Genomic DNA, 22,025 nt, shown 5'->3' with positions numbered 1-22,025 from the left:
AAATAGCCCATGTACGATCATTCTCCCCTCTTTTCCCTGCAGTTCGGATAAGTGAAAAATTTCCCTTTTCAGAAAAAGCAGTAGCACTATACCCTATTCTAGCAGCATCTGGTGACCATTAAGGGTAATAATTTTTAGCTAATGGACCGCCTCTAACTTCAAATAATTCACCAGACGTCAAGTCTATACTATAAATAATAGAGATACTAACTCCAGGGGAAGTATACAAAGCAAAACGCCCATCAGGGGACAAATAAACATTATGAAATGGAAAATCTTGATTTTGTGTAATTTGTTGTTTACTCGTGCCATCTGTTTTCATCCGAAATAACTGGCTCACACCTGACTCATCAGGAGCTTGAAAAAGGATTTCCTCCCCGCTTGGAAACCATTGGACATCACTTGCACCAGGCTCTGCTATGATTTGGGCCAGATGATACGTGACATTATATAATACAATTTGATCATGTTTTGTATAAGCAAGCATTTGGCTATTTGGAGACCAATGTAAAGTAAAAAGGGCTTCTACTTCAAATTGATCGATCAAGGCCGCCTTACCGATTTGTAGGTCAAATACATAAATGAATCGGTTTTGACCTGTAAAAGCAATGCGTGTGCTGTCAGGCGCCCAAATAGGTTCACTAAAAGAAGCTCCTAATCCCCTCGTTAGTTGAACGTGCTTACCATTAGATAACGAATAAAGCCAGATATCGAAAATACCACTTTTATTAGATGTATAAGCTATTAATCCATTAGTTCCTGGTGGAGCAAATGGAATCCTTAATTTCATCCCAGGTATAATTTCAACAGATGGCAACTGGTTGACCTGTCTAATTAATTCAGGACTGCTGTGCCCTGCTGTTACTACATTAAACCTCCTCGCTATCTGAAAAAGGGTATCTCCTGGCTGTACAATATAATAAGGAACACCAGCCGGAATAGACAGCAATTGGCCAGGATAAATGAAATAAGGTGCCTGCAGACTATTAGCTTCTATAATGACAGACATGGGTACACCATAAAATTGAGATATTTGATATATAGTGTCACCAACATTTACCCTATAAGAGGTAACCCCTGGCGGAATAGATAGCTGCTGGCCTGTAAATAACTTATCAGGAGCAGTTAGATTATTTGCAGCTATAACCGTTTCGATAGGAAGTGCCCGCCTTCTGGCTATATCATGCAAAGTATCCCCTGGACGGACCGTGTAAAAATACTGTAATGATTGTTTTTCCACAAAATCCCCCCTTCCTATACGTATTCACATAGGCAAGAAGAGATTCAAAACAATATTACTGTGAGCGATTATCTATAATGTTTATATAAGAAACAGCCTCATCAGCTTGCTTTCTTGCAGCCTCAACTGTTTCTGCCGAGCTAAGTACCACTCCCATCCGTCTTCCTGATTTAGCAGTCGGCTTTCCAAACAGTCTTACTTGGGTCCGAGGCACATGTAAAGCCTCTTCCATCCCACTTATTTGATAAGTGTCACTTTCTTTTTCAGCTTTTATTGTCCGGGTGGCCCCTCTGCTCAAAAGATGAATATCGTTAACTGGATATCCTAACAGCGCTCGTAAATGAAGAGCAAACTCTGATAAATCCTGAGTTGTCATAATAACCATCCCAGTATCATGTGGTCGAGGAGAAACTTCATTGAAAAATATTCGTTCAGGAGTGATAAATAATTCAACGCCAAAAATGCCATAATCACCTAATGAGTCTGTAATTTTTTTGCAATTTCTTCTGCTTCTTTTAATTGTTCCTAAGCAATGTCATCTGGCTGCCACGACTCAACATAATTCCCATCCTTTTGCACATGGCCAATGGAGTACAGAAGGCAGTCCCACTCACTGATCGAACGGTTAGCAAAGTAATTTGTGGCCTCAAACGGAATAAGTTCTTCTACGATCACACTTCCGGAGGGAATCGCCACCTTACGCTACAATCGATATAATGTTCGTTTTTGATAATCAAAATAGCACTTATGAAATTGATTCCATTGTATAAGACATTAATTAATCTTCTATCTTTTTCCATAATTAGCTTTTACTGAACAGAAATTCAATCTTTCATTCTGTTACACTTTATTTTTCATTCTGTTATACTTTATTTGATTTATTTCAAAGTAGTTATAATTATTGTTCTATTTTATGATTACTATTGGAAATGTCTTCTATACAGGGATTTTTCAAACCATAACCGGCAAAAATATTATCTGGCAATGAATTACCAAGTTCAACTATTAAAAGGTTATTTTTTCCATTTATATAATTCTTTTTACCCTCAAATATTTAAATAATTAAGCTATATTACCCATTACATAAGTACCTTATTTTAAGTTTTTTGAAAAAAATGATTTTACTGAACTTTATTGTAACGCTTTCATTCCCTTTGTTGACAGGTGTTAGATCATATAAACAAGAAAATTAACTTTTTCGGCAAGTTTTGTTAAGGTATATGGTAAGCTTCAAAACTGATACAGAAAAAATAAATAATTAGTACAGTAAAACACAAAAATACATTTTAAAGCGGAGGTCTTTATGTTAACGAATAGTGTCAAAGCAGAACAAAAAAATATTCTTTTAAATGGGGAATGGAAAGAAAGTGAAAATGGAAACCGTATTACGTTAAACTCCCCATCAAATGGTGAAGTAATTGGAAGTGTTCCAGCTCTTTCTGAAAAAGAAGTTAATAAGGCAGTAGAAACTGCAAGTGCTGCTCAAAAAGAATGGAAAAATACGGCTCTTCATGAAAGAAAACAATTACTATACCGCTGGGCTGATAACCTTGTTGAAAACAAAGAAAAAATCGGCCATATGATTATGCAGGAAGTAGCGAAGAAAAAATCCTCTGCCATTGATGAAGTCGTACGTACAGCAGACTTAATTCGCCACACGGCCGAAGAAGCCTGCCGCATCACCGGAGACCTTCTTACTGGAGACAGCTATAATGGTGGTTCTCCTAATAAAATAGCGCAGGTTAATCGCGTTCCTTTAGGTGTGGTTCTTGCTATTGCACCATTTAATTATCCGGTCAACCTTTCAGCTTCTAAAATAGCTCCTGCTCTTATGATGGGGAACAGCGTAGTCTTTAAACCAGCAACACAAGGCTCTTTAAGCGGAATTATGATGATTGAAGAACTTGATAAAGCAGGTTTGCCTGAAGGGCTTGTAAATATTGCCACAGGACGAGGATCTGAAATCGGCGATGCTCTCGTTACCAACCCTGGAATTAATCAAATTTCCTTTACAGGCGGTTCCGAAACGGGCATGAATTTGGCGAAAAAAGCAAGCATGGTTCCAATGGTACTAGAACTTGGCGGTAAAGACCCTGCTATTGTTCTTGAGGATGCAGATCTTGATAAAGCAGCAAAAGAAATTGTAGCAGGTGCATTTTCTTATTCTGGCCAACGCTGCACTGCAATCAAAAGAGTGCTCGTAAAAGAAGACACCGCAGATGAGCTCGTTGCGAAAATTAAAGAAAAAGCAGAAGAGCTGAAAGTTGGACAGCCAGAAGAAAATGCAGATATCACTCCTCTTATTAATGAAAAAAGTGCAGACTATGTCCAAGGGCTGATTGATGATGCGATAGACAAGGGTGCAGAGGTTATTACTGGCGATGATAGAAACGGCAGTCTATTGGCCCCTACTTTGTTAGATAAAGTAACAACTGAATCACGCGTTGCTTGGGAAGAACCTTTTGGACCAGTCTTGCCAATGATTCGTGTTAAGTCAGAAGAAGAAGCTGTCCAAATTGCGAACGAGTCAGAATACGGTTTGCAAGCAAGTGTATTTACACAAGATATAGACGCTGCCAACCGTATAGCTGATCAATTAGAAGTAGGAAGCGTTCAGCTGAACGGCAAAACTTCACGCGGTCCAGACCATTTCCCTTTCCTAGGGGTGAAACAATCTGGACAAGGCGTTCAGGGTGTGCGCTATAGTCTCCTTTCTTTAAGCCGAGAAAAAGTTAAAGTTTTTAACGGATAATTTCCTTATCAAGACAGCCTCCGTTCCATAAACTGGTCGGGGGCTGTTTTTCATGGCCGCTTTTATTCTTCAATGACACGAACTGCTCCTATATAGTATTTTTTCCAATAATCGGTGAATGCAGTGTAATCTACACCTTTACTTCGCGTAGCGTGGAGAAGTGTATTTTCATTTATAAAAACATATAAAAACAGCTACATGGTTAATAACTTCATCTTCCCTTGTATCAAAAAACACTAAATCACCTGTTTGAAGTTCAGTTTGTTCTATTTTTTTACCAGCCTGAAATTGACTTCTCGATGTTCTCGGCAAGGTTATGCCTATCTCCCCGTAAATCTTTTTCGTATATGAAGAACAATCAAAAAACTCTGTGCTAGACGGGTCTGCACCAAAAAGGTATTCTGCCCCTTGATATGATTTACCGCGTCGAATCAAATCTTTTATTTTTTCTTCATTACCTTCCATATGTATGAACGTATCTTTTGACATCACACTTTGAAGTTTTTTATGCGTTCGGTCGAGTACTGCAGCCATCTGAGCTCTTGTTATAGAAACAGAAGGCTGAAACTCTCCATTACTAGTTCCCGAAAAAATGCCGTATTTCTCTGCTGCAATAGCATATCCAGCAGCCTCTTTCGAAATCGCTTCCTTGTCCTTAAATGTAATATCAGTTGACATTTGTTTCTGTGCTTCTTCTTCATACCCAAGCACTCTAATTAAAACACTAGCTACCCAAAGCCGCCCTGCTGGTTCATTTGGATCTAAACGTTCACCATTTTTATTAAGAAGCCCTTCTTCTATGGCTACAAGTACATATCCTTTAGCCCATCGGTTGCGCTCTTTGCCAAAATAGTGGTCTGCGTCTGCAAAATCAACCCGGAGTACTAAACTCTTTTGCATTTGCTTCCTCTTCAAGTCCTAGCAGTCTTACAGCAGTTACAATAGTCTGTATGCGCGTAATAGAATTACTTGGGCGAAACGTTCCATCTGCATATCCTTGAAAAATGCCTAAAGTCCGTATACGGTCTATTTCGTTATAAGCCCAATATGTAGAACCAATATCAGTAAACACCGAATCTTTACCTTGAATGGCAGACAAATGGCTATCTGCATATACAGTGACTGGAGTGCTCCACAATAGAACAGCTGCCAAAATGAATGTATGTCTTTTCATTTTCTTCTCCTGTCTGAATGAATAGCTTTTAATCTAGTTGTGAACTAAATTTTATTATAGAAGGTTTTTAGAAAAATTCAACGTATTTTATAGAAAAATTTTCTAAAACTTAGAGACAATAGAAAAACGAGCATAGGCTATTTACCTGCTCGTTTTTCTTTAAACCATTTACTGCTTTTGACATTAGAAAAACTCGGCTTGCCGCTGAGTCCTTATGGCGGAAGTCGTAGTATTTCTTATACTTTGAATCTTTGACAAAGTTAAACAGCACATCAGCCATTGTGAAAATCATTCCCTGTACCGCTCCAATAATTAACGGTAAGGCATTCACCTGTAATGTTTCTGCAAGTCCTGATCTAGCCGCAAGTGAGCCTATTGGATCCGCGATTAATAATACCGGGGCAGAAGAACCAAAAATAGAAACAATGATAGCAACTGTAAGGCGAAAAATCATCGAAATCTCTCATTAATGATCGTGTGTAATCCCAATAGGAAAAGAACTGTGCTAGACAGCATTCCTGCTATCATATATCGCCAAAAGCCAAACACTGCCACAATAGCTACGCAATCGGTGCGGAAAGCGGAAACTCTGATCCAGGGATAGGAGAGGGAATTTTAATCATGCCAGTAATCGCAATAAAGCACGAAAGCATACTTACTTTTGTCATTTCAAAAGTTGTGGGACGAATCCATGACCACCTCCTTCTCTCTAAGATTTGCTATCAAAGAAAGCTTCATATGTTTCTTAAAAAAGGCAGCCATTTCCGTTTTATTAAGATTCTCTGCCCATGGCACCACTCCAAGCACAGGCACTTTAGCAAATTTTTCAATCAGTTCGGGATTGGTTTTTGAAGCAAGATCGTCCCCTTCTTCTTTGAATCCATTAATAACAACACCAGCAACCGCTAAACCTTTACTACGGGCATGTTCTACAGTTAAGATGGTGTGATTGACTGTACCTAAACCAGCTCTGGCTACCACTAAAATAGGAAAACCTATTTCTTTTGCAACATCGCTTACTAAACACTTTTCTCCATAAGGCACAGTGATGCCGCCAGCTCCTTCTGCAATGAAAAACGAGTGACTCCCTTGTATTTTTTTCCATTTTTTCATAATATCGTCTAACTTCACAGAAACACCGGCCCGTTTAGCTGCAAGGTAAGGAGCTAGAGCCTCTTCGAAAACAAAAGGAGTGATGTCTTGAAGTGCATTTTCATCTTCAGCCATTTGTTTTAATAGAAAGGTATCACTGTTAGGTTCCTCTCTTTCTATACCGCTTAGCATTGGCTTAAAGACTCCAACATCCTTTCCTTCTTTCCGCAAAGCAGCTGCAATCCCTGAAGCTACAAATGTTTTACCTACGTCAGTGTCCGTTCCTGTTACGAAAATACCATTTGTTGTCATTTATATTACCCCCATGTTTTTGCCAGTTGTGTAAAAAGCCTGGGAAACTTGCTGAATGTGCTTGTCGGTGTGAGAAGCCATTACCGTCAGCCTAATTCTGCTTTTTCCTTCTGGCACAGTAGGAGGCCGGATCGCTGGGGCAAAAATCCCTTCTCTTTCAAGCTGTTTAGAAAATGCAACCGTCTTTTGGGCTTCTCCAATCAACACAGGTATGATGGGAGTCGGAGTTGGCATTGTAACAAAGCCTATTTCAGCAAGCTGTTTTTGTAGCTTTTCTATGTTAGCCCTTAGAGAATGAATTAACGATTTTTCCTGTTCAATAATGTCGATTGATTTTATGGCAGCTGCAACGCTTCCCGGCGGCAGAGCTGTTTGAAAAATAAAGGAACGTGCTTTGTTGCGTAATAACTCTATGATTGGAAAAGAACCTGCAGCAAACCCGCCCTCTGTACCAATGGCTTTACTAAACGTACCAATAGTAATATCAACCTCAACATGAAAATGTTCTGTGCTGCCTCTTCCATTTTCTCCTAAAACACCAGTAGCATGTGCGTCATCGACAATGATAAAGGCGTTATATTGGTCCGCTAATTCTTTTATCTCAGGTAATGGTGCAAGATTGCCATCCATGCTGAACACACTGTCTGTCACAATAAACTTATTTTGAGCATTGCGCGCCAGCTGCAGCTTTTTTTTCAAATCATTCATATCCACATGCCGGTAAACCATTGTATTCGCTTTACTAAGACGGCAGCCGTCAATTAAACTAGCATGATTTAATTCATCACTTAAAATAACATCCCCGTCCTGTGCTAAAGCAGAAATAACGCCAACATTAGCAAGGTATCCGCTTGAAAATACAATAGCGGCTTCTTCTTTTTTAAAAGCAGCTATCCGCTTTTCTAATTTTTCGTGCCACGTAGAATTACCAGTAGTTAATCTTGAGCCCGTACTTCCTACTCCAAACTGCTGCACCACCTTTGATGCTTCCATTATCAGCCTTTGATCTGCTGCTAAACCTAAATAATTATTAGATGATGCTATAAGCATTTCTTTTCCTTCTATTTCAACTGTTGAAGCAGGACCACTTTCAATCGTTCGTAAATGACGATATAGTCCCCTTTTTTTAAGATCGTTTATTTGTTGATCGACCCAACTATACGTCGGTTTGATCAAGACGCTGCACCTCCTCTTTTGTCACCGCCTCAATCGCTTCTTTCATAATGGCAGTCATTTTCTTAAGTTCAGATTTCGTACTGACTAACGGCGGCATAAAAACAGCTACATCTCCCATTGGGCGTGTTAATAAGCCGAGTTCTCTCATTTTCAAAGATGTTTTATAGCCTGTTCTGCTTTCAAAAGGAAAAGATTCTTTCGTATTCTTGTCCAGTACGAGTTCAATTCCACACATAAAACCAAGCTGCCGAACATCCCCTACATGATCAAGTTCTTTTATGTTTTCAAGTAATCCTCTCAAAAAGTCTGTTTTATCAGATACTTGTTCAACTATTCTATCTTTTTCAAATAATCGGAGGTTTTCTAATGCCACGGCGCAGCCAAGCTGATTTCCCGTATAAGAATGTCCGTGAAAAAACGTTTTAAAATTTTTATAGTCATCATAGAAAGCTTCATAAATTCTTTCTGTCGTAAAGGTTACTGCAACTGGTAAATACCCGCCGGTAAGACCTTTGCCCGCTGCCATTAAATCCGGTTCTACAGATTCATGTTCACATGCAAACATTTTTCCTGTCCGGCCGAAGCCCGTTGCTACTTCATCAACGATCATTAGCACATCATATTTACTGCAAAGCTTACGAACACCAGATAAAAACCCTTCAGGCATGACAATCATTCCACCTGCTCCCTGTACCATTGATTCAATGGTTAACCCTGCAATACTCTCATGATTTTCCGCTAAAAGTGTTTCCAAATTTTCTAAACATTCTTCTGAACACTGAACAGGATCTTCGCTCGGGTGGCGGTACACATTAGGGACGGGCGTGTGATAATTTTCAAACATTAAGGGGCCGTAAATATTGTGAAATATATCAATCGATCCTACACTAACTGCTCCAATTGTATCTCCGTGATAGCCATTTTTTACTGAAATAAATTTTTGTTTTTTTGTTTGGCCAAGGTTCTGCCAATATTGAAATGCCATTTTCACAGCAATTTCTACTGCTTCTGCGCCACTGTCTGAATAAAACACTCTCGATAAAGCAGGAGGAGCGATTTCAACTAGCTTTTCAGCAAGTTCTGTCGCAGGAACATTGGTCATACCAAGTAACGTGGAATGAGCAATTTTATCTAATTGAGAAATAATCGCCTGATCTAATTCTTTTTTTCGGTGGCCATGGACGTTTAACCATACAGAAGAAAAGGCATCATAATATTCATTTCCGTTCGTATCTTTCACTTTGATACCATCACCACTTTCAATAATCAGTGGATTTTCATCATAGTCTTTCATTTGTGTAAATGGAAGCCATAAATGCTGCTTGCTTTTTTCTATTAAATTCATTTTTCTTCTCCTCCGTTTCTTATCATAAAAGGTTTCTTTTCTAAATAGTAAACATAGGCATCAACGTCTTGAACGGGGTCTATAAATAACACCCGTCCACCTTGTTCATCTCCTTTTTCTTTCATTTTAGTGATTCGTTCATAGCCTCTTTTTGGACTAGCTACGTAACCCGTTATGTAGTTTGGATCATCGCTCCAGCAAAGTTCGGCAATTGTTGCAGAATGTCTGCATACTTTTGCAGCTAAAGTTAATGCTTCTTTCAGGCGAAAGTTTTCATGTAATTCATGGAATTTACACCAATTTTTAAAATCATTTTGTCTCCAATCAAGCTGAGACACACGTACACCTTGATCCTCTCTGTTATCAAGGCGTTGTCCCGTTTGAGCATCAACAAGAATAGCTCCGCGAACATGAAAGTTACTAACAAGAATGTTAAACGCTTTGTTTATCACTGCATTGGTCAATCCGCATTGTTGTAAAAGATATTCTGCAGTAATTCTGCCATCTTTCGCATCTTTCACATTATACGTGGAGACAAGCAGTGGTTCACTGCAGCAGACTGGCTCTTTTACATTTTCGATCACAAGATTAAAAAAATCTGGCTTTCCTCGTTGATGTAAAAATGCTTTTTTAATTAAATGATCAGCTTTTTCTTGCAATTCGGTTTCATAAGCCAGATTTTCTCCACCGGAAATATGTTTTCCCCCTTTCTCATGAGCACCTCCAACCGCTGCTCTCATTCGAACACTGTAGAGTTTCTCCATTTTTAGCAACAACAACCTTTCCAGAAGAATTTTCTATTGTTAACCAATTATATTTTATAGTTAACATTTTAGTTAGTCAAATATTTTTTGTTTTTTATAATTTAATACGGTACGTGAAATTTTAACCCGTGGGCTGAAAACCGGCCATCTTAAAGCGCAGATGACCGGGCTTTCATTCACTCTTATTGGTGAAGTTTTTGTTCAACTTGCTCACAAATCTCGTTGGAATTGAAACCGTGGGCGTTGATAACAGCCCCTTCAAGCGTTGTATTTTGCATATTCATCATGTTTTGATCCTGGCCAGTAATAACGCAGCAATCACAGCCGTCAGCATCCGATTCCTGCCTTAATGTAATTACTTCATGCCCTTGTTCTTGTAATTGCTGTTGAACATCAGTAAGGGATTCTTCCACTCCAATTCGAGCCATTTGTTCCTTCAACCTCCTTGTAATGTTGTCTCCCTTAATATGTTCTTATCCTTTATTTTCATGCATTTTCCTATACTCGTTTGTTTACATTAAAGTTATCTTCTAAAAGCAGCCAGTTTTGCGGAAATTCCCAACCGAGAACCCAATAATAAAACCCTCGTAAATCAAACTCTTTGATAAGATCAAATTTAGCTTGAATGCTTCTTGCATCATCAAACCATACCTCATGTTCGTTCCCTTGTTCATCATAATATCTAAAAAAAGGAGATTGAGCTTCTTGATCATATTCTATAGCAGCATTATATTTAATAGCTAACTCAATAGCCTGTTGATGATCAATGGATTCCGCTTGTGTTTCTCCTTCTACATAAGGAAGAGTCCAGTTATATCCGTACAAAGGAATTCCCATCATAATTTTATCGCTTGGCATGACAGAAACAGCATATTCAATAACCCGCCTTACTTCATTAATAGGAGCAACTGCCATCGGGGGGCCTCCTGTCCATCCCCATTCATAAGTCATTAAAAATACAAAATCAGCAATCTCACCATGCGTTTCAAAATCATGTCCTTCATATAAAACTCCAGGCATCCCAGGTTCCACTTGAGGAGCAAGTGCACTAGATAAAAAATAACCTTTTTCATCCAGCCGCTCTTTTGCTTTTCTCATTAAATTATTGTAAGGTTCTCTGTTTTCAGCCCCCAAATATTCCAAATCGAAATCCAAACCTAAATACCCTTTTTCCTCCATGATAGCCAGCGCTTCATCTAGGAGCTTGTTCTGTAAGTCTTCACTTCCTAAAACCGTAGTAGCAAGCTCAGTATTAAATTCTCCGTCTTCAATATTGGTGATCACCATTAAAGGTACAATTTCATTTTGATAAGCTGTGTTAATAATTGGCTGGTCTTCAATAGGAGTAAGAGTCCCATCGTCATTCATGTGGTAACTGAATACTTGTAAAAAAGTTAAATGTTGACCGATTTCATTAATTACAGACTGGGACTCCTCTCCTGTTATTTGCAAATCAATATAAGCGCCAACATCAACCGATGGCTTTTGTCTGAACTCATTTAAAATATAAAGCGGATAACCTGTTGGAATATATTGCGGAAACGAGAGTCTATTTCTTCTTAAAATTTCTTTTACAGGTGTTTGATAGCGCTGACTAACGTGCCAAACATTCTCTCCAGGCTGTACCCAATGAATACGTCCTTCAATAGGAATAACAAGTGCTTGGCCTACAACTAATTGATCAGGGTTAGGAAGCTGATTGGCTTGAGAAATTGTGTTATACGGAACATTATACCTCTGAGCAATAACCCATAGGGATTCACCTGGAGCAACTACATGTATTTGCACAGATTCGTCCTCCTGTCATTTTTTCTTCTTATCTAACCGTATTTATTTATAAGAAAATAAATAACCAGTTTTATAAAAGGAAAAAAGATTACAGGACAAATCACCTCAGGTTGTAATATATTTATTTATTTTTTTGTACGTATACTTTCCAACTCCGCTTACTTTAATTAATTCTTCTTTTGTGCGAAAAGGCCCGTTTGCATCTTTATATTCCACTACCAATTCTGCCGCCACCGGACTTATATGCGGAAGTTTTGCTATTTCTTTTTTAGAAGCTGTATTAATATTTACGGGTTTATCTATTTTGTAGGTTTTTTCGTTAGCCATGTGGATTCTTGGTACGGGTGTTGGGAATTTTCTTCCTTTTCCTGTCCAAGGTTTTTTTGAAATGTACATATTCTCTTTATACAATGAGACTAAAATATGACCGGAATGTTCCGTCGTATAAATATCTGCACCCGTGTTTCTCAAACGATTTACTACACTAGCATTTGGGTGGCCAAATGTATTTTTCTTATCGAACGGTATAATAGCTATTTCCGGGTCAACTTTTTCTATAAATTCACTCCCTGTTGAAGTAAGCGACCCATGATGAGCTACTTTTATAATGTCTGATTCCAAGTCATACTTTTTCATCATATCCTTTTCATTTACTACGGTCGCGTCCCCAGCCAGCAATACGTTCGTGTCACCATACTCAATTTGAAGCACGATAGAAGAATCGTTTCGCACATCACTATCAGAATAACTATTTAATACGTTTACTTGATCTGCAAGTTTTGTTTTTACACGTTCCCCTTCTTCGGCTAGAAAAAAATCAATCTTTTTATCCTTAATTATTTTCCTGTACTTTTGATAGGTTTTTGTATCATGTTCTCTTCCGCTGTCTAATACTTTTTCTACGTCCATTTCTTCTAATACTTCAACTAAACCGCCTATGTGATCGATATCAGGGTGAGTAGCAACCACCCATTCTAATTTATCAATCCCCGCTTCGTTCAAGTAACGTACTATTTCCTTTCCGCATTCTGGTTTTCCCCCATCAATTAACATAGCAGCACCTGTATCAGAAACAATTAACGTACTATCTCCTTGCCCGACATCTAAAAAATGAAAATCAAGTGTTGTATGAGATTCCGTAAAAAGGGCAAGATCATCGTCGTCATCAAACCGAACTGTTTTGTTTTTTGATGCAAAAACCTGTGAGTCTTCGGAAAAGGTTAAAGTGGTTTCCGTTAAAAGGAAAGAAAATAGTATTGTAAGCGTCAGCATATAACGCAGTATTTTCATTTCTTATCCCTCCGTATTGTTACTATGTCTCAATGCTTAGAGGAATATGAACGAAGGAGTGATTTGTATTTGTAAACGAATATTTTGTCCTTTACTATAGAAATACACTCATAAAAAGATTCACCACGGAGGAAATGATAAAATGAATCAAAAAGAAGTAGAAGATAAAATCATTAAAAGCTACCAGCAGGATGAAAAGATGATGATATTAGTTTTTGCTCAGTGGTGCGTTAACCATCATTTAAATCCACATGAACTGTATCTGAAAGCTTATCCAGACCAAGGCAATAACCCTCAACTTGAGCAGGCTATTGATTTAACGGTACCTAAAGAAGAATCAGAAGACATATCAAATGAAACGTTGCTAGGGGTCTTGTCCTTATTTGGTAATGACGACCTGGCTTTTGTGGTGTCCAAGGAAATAGAGAAGCAATGATTATTCGATTAGGTTATGTTGCTCACGCCGCCTCGCTTTGGAATGCTTCACCTGCGAAAACCCTTACTTTTATTCGATGGAAAAAATGAATGCTCAAGAAAGAAATAGTTCATTGTATGAGATTACGAAGAAAAACCTTGAACATACCATATGTGCCCTGCATTTTAATATTGCACATGGCATAAAACTCTATCGATTTTCATCATCACTTATCCCTCTTGCTGCTCATCAGAAAGTCGAGTGGGACTATCTTTCGCCTTTTCTCCATCTTTATAAGGAGATAGGAGAGCTTGTTAAACAACATGGCATTCGAACAAGCTTTCATCCTAATCAATTTACCCTTTTCACAAGCAATAAGCCGTATATTACAGCTAACGCAGTAAACAACATGAAATATCATTACCATTTGTTAGATGCCATGAATTTATCATCAGAAGCTTATATTAATCTTCATGTCGGCGGAGCATACGGCACTAAAAGTGCTGCTGTTAATCGGTTTTATACGAACCTTCAGCAGCTGCCGCTTTATATAAAAAAAACAGATGACTCTCGAAAATGATGATAAAACCTACACGGCTTCTGAAGTATTAGATATCTGTGAAACAGAAAACATCCCTTGTATGTTTGATTTTCATCACTACAAGGCAAATCGGCATTCATCCGAAAACCTTGAAATAATTTTGCCGCGTGTATTTAAAACATGGAAACATACTCCGCATCCTCCAAAAATTCACGTCTCTTCGCCAAAATCTGAAGCAGCCTGCAGAAGTCATGCCGATTATGTAGATCTTACATTTATCCTTCTACTTATCAATGCCATAAAACAATACGGACAATCTTTGGATATAATGGTAGAAGCGAAGCAAAAAGATAAAGCCGCTCTGCAATTAGTAAAAGAACTGGCAGATTTACGCGGTATAAAACGCCTGGACGGAGCAGTTTTGAAGATATAATTCGTTTAATTAATAACAAAGAAGGATATATGAAGGAATAGCTGAAGACCTAGGAGGGATGAACATGAAAAAACAAAAAATCACCTCTATGACTTTTACAGATGACGGCAGCATACCAAATAATGAAAAATTGCCGGTCCTATTGTATTCAGCAGTATTTGCTAATGAACCTGAAGCATGCCAAGATACCTTTCATCATAACAATTGGAAAAACAGCTGGAGAGGAGATGTGTTAGACTACCACCACTATCACAGTGACTCTCATGAAGTATTAGGCGTTTTGAAAGGTTCTGTCCGTATTAAACTCGGCGGCAAAAAAGGTACTGCTTTTGATTTGGAAGCAGGAGACGTTATCGTTCTTCCTGCCGGAACCGGCCACAAAAAAATGAGTTCTAGTTTCGATTTTCGAATGACTGGTGCGTATCCGAACGGATCAAATTATAACCTTAAGACCGGAGAACGAAAGGAAAGACCAGAAGTGATGGAGGATATAAAAAATGTTCCCCTGCCTAAGTTTGACCCTGTTTTCGGTAAAGATGGACCACTCATTAAAAAATGGATAGAGGAAAAATGAGAAGGGAGCTTACCCTTCTCACTGTTTAAATGTCTCTTTTAAATTTTTCAATAAATCGATTAGGATATTCCGGAGGCAGTGCACTAATCTGATCAAGTTCTTCAAAGTGTTCTTTACTTAATTGCCAGCCAGCAGCGTTTATATTTTCTTCAAATTGTTCTAGGGTTCTTGCTCCAAAAATAGGTGATGTGATACCTTCTTTCATTAACAGCCAGTTTAGCGCTACCTGAGCCGGTGTCTTATCAATCTCAGCTGCTATCTTTTTTACTTTTTCAAGAATGATAAAGTTTCTCTCAAGCGCTTTATTTTCCCAATAGTATTCACCAGGCCCTGCTGTAACTAATCGCCACTCTTCATCTGGCTTATGTAAAGAATCGTATTTTCCTGTTAAGAAACCACCACCAAGCGGAGCCCACGGAAGAATCCCTATCCCTTCCTCTTGACAAAGAGATAGCATCTCCCTGTCCATTTCCCGATGCAGTAAACTATATTGCGGCTGAATGGTAATGAATTTAGCTATATTTTTTTGTTCACTAATCGACAAAGACTTCATTAACTGCCATGCCAAAAAATTAGAGCAGCCGATGTATCTAACTTTCCCAGAAGAAATGAGATCATTAAGCGTGCGGAGTGTTTCCTCTATTGGGGTAAGATGATCCCATACATGCAGCTGATAGAGATCAATATAATCTGTTTTAAGTCGTTTAAGACTTTGTTCAACCCCTTCCATCACACGTTTACGTGAATATCCAACATCATTCGGATTTTCTCCTGTTTTCATCCGAACTTTTGTAGCCAGTACTACATCGGATCGCCTATCTTTAATAGCCTCCCCAACTATTTCTTCTGATTTTCCGCCAACGTATACGTCAGCTGTGTCGATAAAATTTCCTCCATAATCAAGAAACTGATGAACCATGCGAACAGCATCTTTTTCAGAAGTTCCTTTTCCAAACGTCATCGTACCTAAGCACAATTCAGAAACAATGGCACCACTTTTTCCTAACTTTTTGTATTTCATTTCTGCACTTCCTTTCATTAGCAAAAATAACGATTCTTATTGTAACAGCTTTTTTTACAAATATCATAATTCTTTTCATTTAGGAACGGTTATTTTAAAGGAGACGGTTTGTACATCGAATGACATTTCTTAAGTACCGACTAAATATTAATGCAGTAGATATTTGAAACGAATGGAGCAGTTAACAATCAATCGTAGAGGCGAAAATATGAAAGCCGTAACTTATCAAGGAATAAAAGATGTGAAAGTAAAAGAAGTTCCAGACGCAAAAATAGAAAAAAAGACGACATACTAGTAAGAATTACAAGTACAGCCATTTGTGGTTCAGATCTCCATTTGGTCCACGGAATAGATTCCTAATTTTTCGGAGGATTATATTATTGGACATGAGCCAATGGGAATTGTTGAAGAAACGGGGCCTGATGTGACAAAAGTGAAAAAAGGAGACAGAGTTATTGTCCCATTTAACATTGAGTGCGGGGAATGTTACTATTGCAAGAATCAATTAGAGAGTCAATGCGACAACTCAAATTCTCATAGCAAGGCAGGAGCATATTTCGGGTATTCTGGAACATTTGGCGGGTATCCCGGAGGTCAAGCAGAGTTATTAAGAGTTCCTCATGGAAATTTCACGCCATATGTCGTGCCAAAAGAATGCGATCTCAAAGACGAAAGCATTCTGTTTCTTTCAGATATTATTCCAACTGCCTATTGGTGTGTAGAACAATCAAATGTCAAAAATAAATGACGCCGTTATTGTGCTAGGCTGCGGTCCAGTAGGTTTGCTTGCACAGAAATTTGCCTGGTTAAAAGGGGCAAAGCGCGTGATTGCAGTAGATTATGTTCAATATCGATGCTAAAAATGTAAATAAAGTGGAAGTCTATGTTTTTTCTAAGCAGGACCATCTAGGTACCCATTTTAAAAGAAATAACAAAAGGAGGGGCAGATTCTGTTATTGATTGTGTAGGAATGGATGGAAAAAAATCTGCAGTGGAAATGGTGGAAACAGCCCTTAAACTTCAAGGAGGAACGGTTAGTATCGTAGGAGTAAAGGTACACGTTATAATGCTTTTCCATTAGGTGATTTTTTTACGCGAAACATAACATTAAAGATGGGACAAGTACCCATTATTCATTATATTCCAGCGTTATATAAAAAATAATAACTCAAGAGTTCGATCCAGCAGATATTATTACACACCGCCTTCCTCTAAATCAGGCAGAAAAAGGATACGATATATTTGATGAAAAACATGATGATTGTATCAAAGTAGTATTAAAACCATAACGTAAGGAGCTGTGGTGTAAGTCAATTTTCGGCAAACGCACCTGGAATATACTTGCTTTCTCTCAGGGCACAAATGCGGCCTCTTCCAACTCTCTTTGCTCGTTCTCGTAGTGTCTTCTTGGCTTCGGACGGCGGTTAAGCCTTCTCGTGAGTAAACCCTTCACTGGGGGGTCTTCAAACTGCCCTATTTCCCGCAGGAGAGCAGCGCTTATTTTAGCTGCTAGATGACGACACACCCTAAAGAACCTTTTCAGACAGCCCCTTACAAAAAAACAGCCCAAGGGACTGTTTCATTTGATATTAAGTATTTTTCCCCCTCAATATCCTGGCTCTTTAAATAGTATAACGCTTCTTGTGAAGAGCTTGCTCTTGCAAAAATAATTGAATTTCTTTTTTCTCTAATCCTGAGTCCCTTGCTGCTTTAATTAATTCTACCCACTCTCTATCTAACTCCTTTTTTGCCATTCCTTTCTTCACAAAAATCCCCTCCGATTTATATACTTCTATAAGGCGGGCTGCTCTAAGACGTCTAATTTTAGGATAAAAGAAGCAGGTTAAAATGAGGTTAAAATTATAAAATTAATTCAGAAAAATTAACATTCATTATTTACATTTATTATGGCAGAAATTTATAGCCAAAACCTCTTACAGTAATAATAAATTCAGGTTTCGCTGGATTTTTTTCTATTTTTTTTCGCAACTTACTTATATGCACTGATACCGTTTTTAAATCTCCGAACCGATCAGCCCCCCAAACGTTATCATACAATTGTTCTACACTGAAAACTTGATGAGGATTTTTTGCTAATAACAGTAATAACTGCATTTCTTTTGCAAATAAGTGAATTAGTTCCCCGTTTCGAAATACAGAATAGCCCTCTATATCAATAGAAAGATCCCCAAATTGCAAATAGCGGGACGACTCACTTTTTGGCTTTACATTTGTTTTCAAATGCCTTCTTCGTAAGTGAGCCTTCACTCTTGCAAGCATCTCCCCAGGATCAAAAGGCTTTGTAATATAGTCATCTGCTCCTAACTCTAAACCTTGGATTTTATCTTCAAATTCTCTTTTTGCGCTTAAAAATAACACTGGTGTTTCTTCATCTGTTTCTCTCAATTTTTCACAAACTTCAAAACCGTTCATCTCGGGAAGGAGGATATCTAATAGAACTAAGTCTGGTTTTTGTTTTTTGATCTGCTTTAACGCATCCTTCCCGTTTATTGAAGTAAACACTGTATAATCTTTTTGCAAATATAATTGAATTAAATTTCTAATATCTTCTTCATCTTCTACTACTAATATCGTATCTTTCCCCATTTTAACAACCCTCCTATATTCTATAGTTCTATATATAAAAGTTGAGAATCTAGCTGCGCTCTTTTATTAACGGATAAAGAGGAAGGGTAAAATAAAACGTACTTCCTTTCTGTTTTTTGCTTTCTGCCCAAATCGTGCCTCCATGATACTCAACAATTTCTTTACAAATGTTAAGTCCGAGACCGATATTGCCATCACTAGAAGGTCTAGAAGAATCTTCACGAAAAAAGCGATCAAAAATAAATGGAAGAGATTCTGGATCTATTCCCCTGCCCGTATCGTGTACACCAATAACTAAACAGCGGCTGTGTCTTTGATCTTCAATTGGCTCTTCTAAAGTGAAAGCTGTCTCTTCTTTGCCTTTGCCATGATCTCTAAAGTGTCTGGAAGGCATAGAAGAATCGTTCACTTCAATAACAATAGTTCCTTTGTCTGATGTATATTTTACAGCATTATAGATGAGATTGGTCATAACTTGCTTAAGACGGTCAAGATCAGCATAGATCGCTTCCCCATCTTTTGTCGCAGTAAAAAGATTTTGCGTGACAAAGGAAAGGTTTTCTGATCTTACATCTGACTCAAACGAAGGTAAAAACTGATTAATAAAGGTGGATGCATTAATATATTCCCAATGAAAGCTTACCTGTCTTGCTTCTAATCGCGATAAGTCATACAAATCCCGAATCAACCGATCAATAAATAATACTTTTTCATAAACCATTTCTAAATAATATTTGTTATCCACAGAAATAACTTCATCAATCATTGCTTTAATATATCCTTGTAAAGAAGTCATAGGCGTACCTAAATCATGTGATATATTAGACAATAAATGACGGCGTGATTTTTCCATTCTAAGCAGTTCTTCGGTTTTTAATTCGAGTTTTTTCGTTCTTTCCTTCACTCTTTCTTCAAGCTCATGATTTAAAAGTTTTAACTCATTATTCGCCTGATTTAATGCTTCTTTTTGAGTTAATGTATCTTTCATAGCTTTTTGCATCGTTAAAAGAGTTTGCACCCGTGCCAGCAGTTCCTCTTTATAACATGGCTTTGATAAGTAATCATTGGCTCCAAAACGAAATGCCGTAACAATGTCTTCTAATTCATTTCTAGCCGTTACAATTAAAATGGGTAATTCTGTTAAGGAATAGTTTTTTCTTAACAATTCGCTTACTTTATAACCAGATAAAACGGGCATCATTACATCAATAATGATTAAATCAAAAACGTGTGTTTTCGCTTTCTGCAGCACTTGTTCACCATTGGTTACTGCCGTTACGTCATAGCCTTCCATTCGTAAATGATTTTGGAGTACTTGCAAGTTGATTGGCTCATCATCCGCAATTAAAATACTTCCTTTATTTCTTTTTTTCGTTAAAAGATGACGGGAATCATCCATTACTTCCGCTTCCTCTTTATAGTTTTCATAATATGCGAGTGGAAATGCTGCATTATTTACCGCCCCATCATACAAAGGAAGGCTGAAGCGGACAGTCGTACCTTTTTTAGGTTCTGACATAACTGAAATCGTTCCACCATGCAGCTCTATCAGCTTTTTAGTAATACTTAAACCTAATCCAGTTCCCCTTTTTCGTCTTACGTTTTCATCACTGCCTTGCTCAAACTCGTTAAATATTATATTTAAGTCCTCACCTTTAATGCCAATTCCTGTGTCTTGAACTGTTATGAGCACACTGTCCTTTTCTTTTTCAGCAGTAACAGTGATAGACCCTGTTTCGGTGAATTTAACAGCATTGCCAATAATGTTATGCAAAATTTGCTGCACCCTGTTCTCGTCTGCTTTTACCAACGGTAAATCTGTAGTTATATTGTAATTAAATGTGATAGGTTTACCTTTCATCAGAGGTTCCAATAAGGAAAAGACTACGTCTGTTGCCTCTTTTAAACGAACAGGTTTCCATTGCAATTCAATGGCTTTATGTTTTAATTTCGAAAAATCAAGCAAGTCATTTACTAAGTGGGATAATCGTTTTCCGCTTTGTATGATTATGTTAAGATTATTTTTTAAAGATATATTCACTTGACCAGCTGCACCATCTCTTAACGACTCAGCAATACCAATAATCCCATTTAATGGCGTCCGCAGCTCGTGAGAGGTATTTGCAAGAAATTCATCTTTTAACCGATTGGTCTTTTTCAACTGCTCTACAGCTAACTCCTGGCTCTCTTTTGCATGTCTTTCTGCTTTTTCTTTTTCCATCCGTAAAACATTAAACTTATCAGCAAGAGCCAGAGAAAACAAAATGACCTCAAAAGCAGAGCCGATTTGAGAAGCATATTTTGTAAAGAAAGTAATAGGAATAAAGCCTGCGTCTGCTACCGAAGAAAGAAATACTCCAACTAAAAAGATTATCCAGCCGAAGAAGAAATAACGAGCAGGGCTGTACCCTTTCCTCCAAATAAATCCTGCTGCGGTAAGTACAATAAATACAAGCACAATGGTACATAACATCACAAGATTCAAAGCTGCATTATAACTAATCATTAACAAAGCCATAATGAAAAATTGAAAGGGAACAAACAGTTTAAACATCTGGTTTAGCTTAGGTGTGTATACTGGAGTATTTAAAAAACTTTTGGTAAAAAGAAAAGCCATTGCATTTGATGCCGCCATAAAAAAGACAATAGCCCGATTGTTCCACCATGGACTTTCCGGCCATAAAAATTGATAAGCTGCTCCGTTTAAAGTCAAATGAGTGAACGTAAGAGCTAAAATAAATAGAACATACCATAAATAACTATGCAGCCGCAGCGAAAAAAACAAAAACAGATTGTATAATATCATGACAATACATATTCCGTAATACAATCCTAATATCAAGTATTCTATCTGACTTTTTTTCGCAAAAGCTTCTTCTGACCAAAGCGTCAGAGGCACCTGCATCGATCCTTCACTTTCAAAACGCAAATAATATGTAAGTGGTTCATTTTCAGGAGGATTCAGATTAAAAGTAAAATGACGATGGTTCTTATCTCTATTGTAAAAATCTTTTAAATCACCTGTTTCGCTTGCTTTTAAAGGACGATTATTTACCATTTCATATAGTTCAATAGAGTCATGAGGCGGATAAGCTATTTCTAATACCCAATCATCTACCGTCGTGTTATTTTCCAATTGAAAACGAATCCAATAAACAGAAGACGTGTATCCAAAACTAGGGATACTTCCTTTATTTTTTGTAAAAGAAGCAGAAAAAGCTTCAGAAGAAACCTCTTCAACAGACCATATCCCTTCTTTATCTTGTAGTAGTTCTAAAGACGAATGCAGATCATATTTTTGTTCACTTTGTTTGAGATCTACAGCCGCTGCTGCCTCTAGTTCCCCTGGCCAAAGACTACATAGAACTATAACAACAATAAATGGAAACCACTTCATGAGCATATATGTACCTCTTTTCCTTCTCAACAGCCATCTAATAAAAATCATACTAAATTTTCCATTTAAAATGTAGCATTTTTTAGAAAAGTAAAATAAACAAG

18 protein-coding genes and 3 pseudogenes are annotated in these 22,025 nt (G+C 37.7%); 5 read left to right on the top strand and 16 right to left on the bottom strand.

Annotation, left to right across the window (positions count from 1 at the left end; genetic code table 11):
• Positions 1-118: 118 nt before the first annotated feature.
• Positions 119-1,240 (bottom strand): LysM peptidoglycan-binding domain-containing protein, encoded by a 1,122-nt coding sequence (locus CEF16_RS24240; protein ID WP_245917757.1) that lies wholly within the window; start codon positions 1,238-1,240, stop codon positions 119-121.
• A gap of 55 nt (positions 1,241-1,295) precedes the next feature.
• Positions 1,296-1,930: pseudogene (locus CEF16_RS04055) on the bottom strand (ATP-grasp domain-containing protein); the annotation flags it as partial.
• A 613-nt stretch (positions 1,931-2,543) separates the two neighbouring features.
• Between CEF16_RS04055 and CEF16_RS04050 the strand changes: the two are divergent.
• A complete protein-coding gene (locus tag CEF16_RS04050; protein ID WP_091579990.1) occupies positions 2,544-3,992 on the top strand; it encodes an NADP-dependent glyceraldehyde-3-phosphate dehydrogenase in 1,449 nt (482 codons plus the stop codon).
• A 168-nt stretch (positions 3,993-4,160) separates the two neighbouring features.
• Here the strand turns inward: CEF16_RS04050 and CEF16_RS04045 are convergent, their stop codons facing one another.
• The 10 genes from CEF16_RS04045 to CEF16_RS04000 all read right to left on the bottom strand — a co-directional run bounded on the left by CEF16_RS04045 (position 4,161) and on the right by CEF16_RS04000 (position 12,933).
• A complete protein-coding gene (locus CEF16_RS04045) occupies positions 4,161-4,892 on the bottom strand; it encodes a C40 family peptidase (RefSeq protein WP_091579987.1) in 732 nt (243 codons plus the stop codon).
• A complete protein-coding gene (locus CEF16_RS04040; RefSeq protein WP_091579985.1) occupies positions 4,864-5,166 on the bottom strand; it encodes an S-layer homology domain-containing protein in 303 nt (100 codons plus the stop codon). The genes CEF16_RS04045 and CEF16_RS04040 overlap by 29 nt, the downstream gene beginning before the upstream one ends.
• A 109-nt stretch (positions 5,167-5,275) precedes the next feature.
• Complete coding sequence (locus CEF16_RS04035; RefSeq protein ID WP_091579982.1) at positions 5,276-5,620, bottom strand: hypothetical protein; 345 nt, start codon at positions 5,618-5,620, stop codon at positions 5,276-5,278.
• A gap of 215 nt (positions 5,621-5,835) precedes the next feature.
• The gene (gene bioD, locus CEF16_RS04030; protein WP_091579979.1) at positions 5,836-6,570 is read right to left on the bottom strand and encodes a dethiobiotin synthase; all 735 of its coding nucleotides are present in this window, start codon (positions 6,568-6,570) and stop codon (positions 5,836-5,838) included.
• The gene (gene bioF / locus CEF16_RS04025; protein WP_245917756.1) at positions 6,571-7,746 is read right to left on the bottom strand and encodes an 8-amino-7-oxononanoate synthase; all 1,176 of its coding nucleotides are present in this window, start codon (positions 7,744-7,746) and stop codon (positions 6,571-6,573) included.
• Positions 7,727-9,091, bottom strand: coding sequence for an adenosylmethionine--8-amino-7-oxononanoate transaminase (bioA, locus tag CEF16_RS04020; protein ID WP_091579976.1), 1,365 nt, complete (start codon positions 9,089-9,091; stop codon positions 7,727-7,729). The genes bioF and bioA overlap by 20 nt, the downstream gene beginning before the upstream one ends.
• Positions 9,088-9,855, bottom strand: coding sequence for a 6-carboxyhexanoate--CoA ligase (locus CEF16_RS04015; protein WP_091579973.1), 768 nt, complete (start codon positions 9,853-9,855; stop codon positions 9,088-9,090). Before CEF16_RS04015 ends, bioA begins: the two co-directional genes overlap by 4 nt.
• 182 nt (positions 9,856-10,037) lie before the next feature.
• Positions 10,038-10,283: a YkuS family protein gene (locus CEF16_RS04010; protein ID WP_091579970.1), complete on the bottom strand. Its 246-nt coding sequence runs from the start codon at positions 10,281-10,283 to the stop codon at positions 10,038-10,040.
• Between the two features lie 70 nt (positions 10,284-10,353).
• Positions 10,354-11,643, bottom strand: a complete 1,290-nt coding sequence (locus CEF16_RS04005; RefSeq protein WP_091579968.1) for a glycosyl hydrolase family 18 protein — start codon at positions 11,641-11,643, stop codon at positions 10,354-10,356.
• Between the two features lie 105 nt (positions 11,644-11,748).
• Positions 11,749-12,933: an MBL fold metallo-hydrolase gene (locus CEF16_RS04000; protein ID WP_091579965.1), complete on the bottom strand. Its 1,185-nt coding sequence runs from the start codon at positions 12,931-12,933 to the stop codon at positions 11,749-11,751.
• A gap of 142 nt (positions 12,934-13,075) precedes the next feature.
• Here CEF16_RS04000 and CEF16_RS03995 point away from each other — a divergent pair, with 142 nt between their 5' ends.
• The 3 genes and pseudogenes from CEF16_RS03995 to CEF16_RS03985 all read left to right on the top strand — a co-directional run bounded on the left by CEF16_RS03995 (position 13,076) and on the right by CEF16_RS03985 (position 14,896).
• Positions 13,076-13,369 (top strand): hypothetical protein, encoded by a 294-nt coding sequence (locus CEF16_RS03995; RefSeq protein WP_091579963.1) that lies wholly within the window; start codon positions 13,076-13,078, stop codon positions 13,367-13,369.
• Positions 13,366-14,322 (top strand): annotated as a pseudogene (gene uvsE / locus CEF16_RS03990) (UV DNA damage repair endonuclease UvsE). The gene CEF16_RS03995 and the pseudogene uvsE overlap by 4 nt, the downstream one beginning before the upstream one ends.
• 64 nt (positions 14,323-14,386) lie before the next feature.
• Positions 14,387-14,896, top strand: a complete 510-nt coding sequence (locus tag CEF16_RS03985) for a cupin domain-containing protein (RefSeq protein ID WP_245917755.1) — start codon at positions 14,387-14,389, stop codon at positions 14,894-14,896.
• A gap of 25 nt (positions 14,897-14,921) precedes the next feature.
• Here CEF16_RS03985 and CEF16_RS03980 read toward each other — a convergent pair whose 3' ends face one another.
• Positions 14,922-15,917 carry an aldo/keto reductase gene (locus CEF16_RS03980; protein WP_091579954.1) on the bottom strand — a complete coding sequence of 332 codons (996 nt, stop codon included), beginning with the start codon at positions 15,915-15,917 and terminating at the stop codon, positions 14,922-14,924.
• A 208-nt stretch (positions 15,918-16,125) separates the two neighbouring features.
• Between CEF16_RS03980 and CEF16_RS25085 the strand changes: the two are divergent.
• Positions 16,126-17,206 (top strand): annotated as a pseudogene (locus tag CEF16_RS25085) (alcohol dehydrogenase catalytic domain-containing protein).
• A gap of 333 nt (positions 17,207-17,539) precedes the next feature.
• Here CEF16_RS25085 and sinI read toward each other — a convergent pair.
• From sinI to CEF16_RS03965, 3 genes are all read right to left on the bottom strand, one after another.
• Positions 17,540-17,683 (bottom strand): DNA-binding anti-repressor SinI, encoded by a 144-nt coding sequence (gene sinI, locus CEF16_RS23155; RefSeq protein WP_245917754.1) that lies wholly within the window; start codon positions 17,681-17,683, stop codon positions 17,540-17,542.
• Between the two features lie 139 nt (positions 17,684-17,822).
• A complete protein-coding gene (locus tag CEF16_RS03970) occupies positions 17,823-18,524 on the bottom strand; it encodes a response regulator transcription factor (RefSeq protein ID WP_091579951.1) in 702 nt (233 codons plus the stop codon).
• 49 nt (positions 18,525-18,573) lie between these two features.
• Entirely contained in the window at positions 18,574-21,927 is a 3,354-nt protein-coding gene (locus CEF16_RS03965; RefSeq protein ID WP_170031566.1) for an ATP-binding protein, read from the bottom strand.
• Positions 21,928-22,025 lie beyond the last annotated feature (98 nt).

The organism is Alteribacillus bidgolensis, assembly GCF_002886255.1.
GTDB lineage: Bacteria > Bacillota > Bacilli > Bacillales > Marinococcaceae > Alteribacillus > Alteribacillus bidgolensis.
Note: the sequence above shows the minus strand (reverse complement) of the source record. Positions and strands in the feature narration are given on the sequence as shown.

Bases quoted from the DNA above. Each gene is read 5' to 3' on its own strand.
- CEF16_RS03995 (WP_091579963.1), top strand. From the start codon at position 13,076: ATGAATCAAAAAGAAGTAGAAGATAAAATCATTAAAAGCTACCAGCAG.
- CEF16_RS04045 (WP_091579987.1), bottom strand. From the start codon at position 4,892: ATGCAAAAGAGTTTAGTACTCCGGGTTGATTTTGCAGACGCAGACCAC.
- CEF16_RS04035 (WP_091579982.1), bottom strand. From the start codon at position 5,620: ATGATTTTTCGCCTTACAGTTGCTATCATTGTTTCTATTTTTGGTTCT.
- CEF16_RS04040 (WP_091579985.1), bottom strand. From the start codon at position 5,166: ATGAAAAGACATACATTCATTTTGGCAGCTGTTCTATTGTGGAGCACT.
- CEF16_RS04050 (WP_091579990.1), top strand. From the start codon at position 2,544: ATGTTAACGAATAGTGTCAAAGCAGAACAAAAAAATATTCTTTTAAAT.
- CEF16_RS03980 (WP_091579954.1), bottom strand. From the start codon at position 15,917: ATGAAATACAAAAAGTTAGGAAAAAGTGGTGCCATTGTTTCTGAATTG.
- CEF16_RS03970 (WP_091579951.1), bottom strand. From the start codon at position 18,524: ATGGGGAAAGATACGATATTAGTAGTAGAAGATGAAGAAGATATTAGA.
- bioA (WP_091579976.1), bottom strand. From the start codon at position 9,091: ATGAATTTAATAGAAAAAAGCAAGCAGCATTTATGGCTTCCATTTACA.
- CEF16_RS04000 (WP_091579965.1), bottom strand. From the start codon at position 12,933: ATGAAAATACTGCGTTATATGCTGACGCTTACAATACTATTTTCTTTC.
- bioD (WP_091579979.1), bottom strand. From the start codon at position 6,570: ATGACAACAAATGGTATTTTCGTAACAGGAACGGACACTGACGTAGGT.
- CEF16_RS04010 (WP_091579970.1), bottom strand. From the start codon at position 10,283: ATGGCTCGAATTGGAGTGGAAGAATCCCTTACTGATGTTCAACAGCAA.
- CEF16_RS03985 (WP_245917755.1), top strand. From the start codon at position 14,387: ATGAAAAAACAAAAAATCACCTCTATGACTTTTACAGATGACGGCAGC.
- CEF16_RS03965 (WP_170031566.1), bottom strand. From the start codon at position 21,927: ATGCTCATGAAGTGGTTTCCATTTATTGTTGTTATAGTTCTATGTAGT.
- CEF16_RS04015 (WP_091579973.1), bottom strand. From the start codon at position 9,855: ATGGAGAAACTCTACAGTGTTCGAATGAGAGCAGCGGTTGGAGGTGCT.